The following is a 2963-nucleotide window of genomic DNA, read 5'->3' on the forward strand; positions in this document are numbered from 1 at the left end:
AAGATGTCGCTGACATATTAGGATATAGCAAAGCAAGAAATGCAATCGCTCTTCATGTTGATGAAGATGACGCCCTAAAACAGGGCCTCACAGATAATCTTGGAAGAACACAAGAAACAATCATCATCAACGAATCAGGATTGTACTCGCTTATCCTATCAAGTAAATTGCCACAGGCAAAAGAATTTAAACGCTGGGTTACATCAGAAGTCCTTCCAGCTATCCGCAGAAAAGGCGGTTTCATCCGTGAAGATTTAGACGAAGATGCCTTCATTGCCCTATTTACTGGACAAAAGAAATTGCGTGAACAACAAGCTAACATGATTGAAGATATCGACTATCTCAAAAATGAACAGCCAATTCACCCAAGTTACGCTCAATCACTATTGAAGAAACGAAAAGCTCGTGTAGTTGCTTGCCTGGGTGGCGTTGACAGTCCAGCTTATGCTGATAAGATATTCGCTCAATCAGTCTTCAGACAAGCTGAGATTGATTTCAAGGATCATTTCAATATTAGTAGATATGACTTACTGCCAAAGAAATTTGCAGAAGCAGCGCTTGCTTACTGGATGACTTGGGAACCAAGCACCAACACTAAAATGAAAATCATGGAATTGAATGCTTACAACGCATAAAAAGCACCTAACAGAAGTCAGGCGCTCAACAAAAGAAACTATTTACATTATATCACAAATTGGAGATGACAATGAATATTCTAAGCGAAGAATTTGAAAACGGAATAAGATCAGTGGTTCGAGTTCAATTTAAAGAATCTTTCACTGAATTCTTAGACCAGGAGATAGCAGAAAAACGTTGGTTGTCACTAGAAAGTGCAGCACACTATGCGGACTGCAGTTCAAATACCATCAGAAAATGGATCAAGATGGGATTGAATCTCTATAAAATCGACGGAACAAAACGCATTGACAAGAATGAATTAGATCAATTCATTCAAAGTAATATCGTAATTTAGATGAATATAAGAGGTTTAAATAATGACGAAAATTAATATTACTTTAGATGATCAAAATGAATTAAATGAAATCTTGAACGAAGTTTCAAAAAAAGCCAAGGAATTGCAAGAAGCAATTACTCGGCTAGAACAATTTGAAATTAAAATTTCAGTTTCTCCACAACAAATCGAGAACTAGCATCATTAAGCATTTCTTGCCATGTTGAGAAATTCGTATTCTCTGATACAAACACATCAAGAACCGCTTCATCAGCTTTTTCGAACTCTTCAGCATTCGTAATAGTCTCTGGACTTGCCTTTAAAAAGTCCTCGATTGAGTCATATTTACTTACTGATTGCATATATGATTTTGGGAAAATTTCATCAAAATCATAGCTACCACTTAATTGCTCAGCTTTCTGATTGAGTTCATCAAACACTTTGTCTAATCCTGAAAAATCAAAAGTCATAAGTTGTCCTCCTTTCTCGGATATTTGACATGCGATTTTCATAAGGAGTAAGAGGTCTTATTTAACCGTTTTTTGTCAGTAGTAACTTACCAAAATAATATAGAAAGGTCATCGGTCTTGAGATGGATTTTGAAGATGAAATCATAAAAGTATCTGATTGGCTAATTGAACAATCAGAGACTTATAGAGAAGCTTTAATCAAATTAGAAAAGCTTACTAAAAATATAGCTCATGAAATAATTTTAAGAGCTATAGAACAAAAGAAAAATAAAGAATAGAGAGGATTTTGAAATGGATCCAATTAAAAAATATTGAATCGGAAACTATTTCCAGAAAAAGAAACAAAAGAGGTAGAAGAAAATGACAACATTTGAAATTATTTTAGCAGTAGCTCTTGTAACATACATTTTACTTTCAGTATTCGCAATCTATGTGATGCGTGAAATAATCGTTCGCCAAAAGACAAAAATGAAGCATTACAAATCAGCAAAATATCAGCGTGAAATGTGGAATAAGAGAATGTCAGAAATTCATCAAAAAAGAACTGTGAAAGGAATGTCAGAATTATGAGCGACAACGTACATAATCCAAAACACTACCAAGGACGGAATGGTTTAGAAGCCATCGATGTCCATCGCAACTTTATGAATGATGAGCAGTTGACCGGATACCATTTAGGTAATCTACTTAAGTATCTGCTTCGTTATCGTAAGAAAAATGGCATCGAGGACTTGGAAAAAGCCAAGGTGCACATGGACTGGCTGATTGAAAAAGAAAAAGCCATGATGCTACAGCTAGAGGCACTGACAAAAGTAGAGTCACAGCTAGAGGCATTGACAAAGACAGAGGCATTGGTTGGAGGTACAAATGATTAATAATGTTGTACTTATCGGGCGTCTGACTCGTGATGTAGAACTTCGATACACTCCTCAGAATCAAGCGGTCGGGCAGTTCACACTTGCTGTGAATCGGAATTTTAAAAACCAAAATGGTGAATATGATGCTGACTTTATCAACTGTGTTATTTGGGGCAAGTTGGGCGAGAACTTTGCAAACTGGACCAAGAAGGGTAATCTTGTCGGCATCACCGGTCGTGTCCAGACTCGCAATTATGAAAATCAGCAAGGGCAGCGTGTGTATGTGACAGAAGTGGTTGCTGAAAGCTTTCAGATTCTTGAAAAACGTGACAATTCAGCCAACCGGAACTCTATGGCTGAGCAGATGCCACCTTCATTCGCAGGAAATCCAATGGATATCAAGGATGATGATTTACCATTTTAGGAGGTGATGAAATGGCAACAAGCAATAAGAGGTATTACTGGCTACAGTTAAAAGAAAACTTCTTCAATTCAAAAGAAATGAAACTCATGAGGAAACTTCCTGGAGGGGAAGAAATCACAATCATTTATTTAAAAATAATGTTGACAAGTTTGGAGAATGAAGGGGTTATTTTTTATGAAGGACTAGCTGAAGATTTAGCGGAAGAACTAGCCTTAGAAATCGGAGAAGATGTAGAATCTATCAGGATGGCTCTTATGTTT

The 2963-nt window shown here is 36.6% G+C and carries 9 protein-coding genes; 8 read left to right on the plus strand and 1 reads right to left on the minus strand.

Going from position 1 to position 2963, the window contains the following annotated elements:
- The 3 genes from SPADD19_RS02865 to SPADD19_RS12030 all read left to right on the plus strand — a co-directional run.
- The coding region (locus SPADD19_RS02865) for an ORF6C domain-containing protein (protein ID WP_128861564.1) at window positions 1–635 on the plus strand (635 nt) is incomplete at its 5' end.
- A gap of 71 nt (window positions 636–706) precedes the next feature.
- A complete protein-coding gene (locus tag SPADD19_RS02870) occupies window positions 707–973 on the plus strand; it encodes a helix-turn-helix domain-containing protein (protein WP_061455135.1) in 267 nt (88 codons plus the stop codon).
- 22 nt (window positions 974–995) lie between these two features.
- On the plus strand, window positions 996–1151 hold the full coding sequence (locus SPADD19_RS12030; protein WP_164905825.1) for a hypothetical protein: 156 nt from the start codon (window positions 996–998) through the stop codon (window positions 1149–1151).
- On the opposite strand, the gene SPADD19_RS02875 is transcribed toward SPADD19_RS12030, so the two are convergent.
- Window positions 1114–1422: a hypothetical protein gene (locus SPADD19_RS02875; protein WP_061455136.1), complete on the minus strand. Its 309-nt coding sequence runs from the start codon at window positions 1420–1422 to the stop codon at window positions 1114–1116. The genes SPADD19_RS12030 and SPADD19_RS02875 overlap by 38 nt on opposite strands.
- 122 nt (window positions 1423–1544) lie before the next feature.
- Here SPADD19_RS02875 and SPADD19_RS12035 point away from each other — a divergent pair, with 122 nt between their 5' ends.
- From SPADD19_RS12035 to SPADD19_RS02895, 5 genes are all read left to right on the plus strand, one after another.
- Entirely contained in the window at window positions 1545–1700 is a 156-nt protein-coding gene (locus tag SPADD19_RS12035) for a hypothetical protein (protein ID WP_164905826.1), read from the plus strand.
- Window positions 1701–1782: 82 nt separating this feature from the next.
- A complete protein-coding gene (locus SPADD19_RS02880) occupies window positions 1783–1992 on the plus strand; it encodes a hypothetical protein (RefSeq protein WP_061455137.1) in 210 nt (69 codons plus the stop codon).
- Window positions 1989–2297, plus strand: a complete 309-nt coding sequence (locus tag SPADD19_RS02885) for a DUF3310 domain-containing protein (RefSeq protein ID WP_241496442.1) — start codon at window positions 1989–1991, stop codon at window positions 2295–2297. Before SPADD19_RS02880 ends, SPADD19_RS02885 begins: the two co-directional genes overlap by 4 nt.
- A complete protein-coding gene (ssb, locus tag SPADD19_RS02890; protein ID WP_061455138.1) occupies window positions 2290–2703 on the plus strand; it encodes a single-stranded DNA-binding protein in 414 nt (137 codons plus the stop codon). The genes SPADD19_RS02885 and ssb overlap by 8 nt, the downstream gene beginning before the upstream one ends.
- A gap of 11 nt (window positions 2704–2714) precedes the next feature.
- Window positions 2715–2963 (plus strand): phage replisome organizer N-terminal domain-containing protein (locus SPADD19_RS02895; RefSeq protein ID WP_241496443.1); only part of this gene is annotated, 249 nt, incomplete at its 3' end.

The sequence above is a fragment of the Streptococcus parasanguinis genome (assembly GCF_001578955.1).
In the GTDB taxonomy this organism is placed as follows: Bacteria; Bacillota; Bacilli; order Lactobacillales; family Streptococcaceae; genus Streptococcus; species Streptococcus parasanguinis_U.

Bases quoted from the DNA above. Each gene is read 5' to 3' on its own strand.
- SPADD19_RS12030 (WP_164905825.1), top strand. From the start codon at position 996: ATGACGAAAATTAATATTACTTTAGATGATCAAAATGAATTAAATGAA.
- SPADD19_RS12035 (WP_164905826.1), top strand. From the start codon at position 1,545: ATGGATTTTGAAGATGAAATCATAAAAGTATCTGATTGGCTAATTGAA.
- ssb (WP_061455138.1), top strand. From the start codon at position 2,290: ATGATTAATAATGTTGTACTTATCGGGCGTCTGACTCGTGATGTAGAA.
- SPADD19_RS02885 (WP_241496442.1), top strand. From the start codon at position 1,989: ATGAGCGACAACGTACATAATCCAAAACACTACCAAGGACGGAATGGT.
- SPADD19_RS02870 (WP_061455135.1), top strand. From the start codon at position 707: ATGAATATTCTAAGCGAAGAATTTGAAAACGGAATAAGATCAGTGGTT.
- SPADD19_RS02880 (WP_061455137.1), top strand. From the start codon at position 1,783: ATGACAACATTTGAAATTATTTTAGCAGTAGCTCTTGTAACATACATT.
- SPADD19_RS02875 (WP_061455136.1), bottom strand. From the start codon at position 1,422: ATGACTTTTGATTTTTCAGGATTAGACAAAGTGTTTGATGAACTCAAT.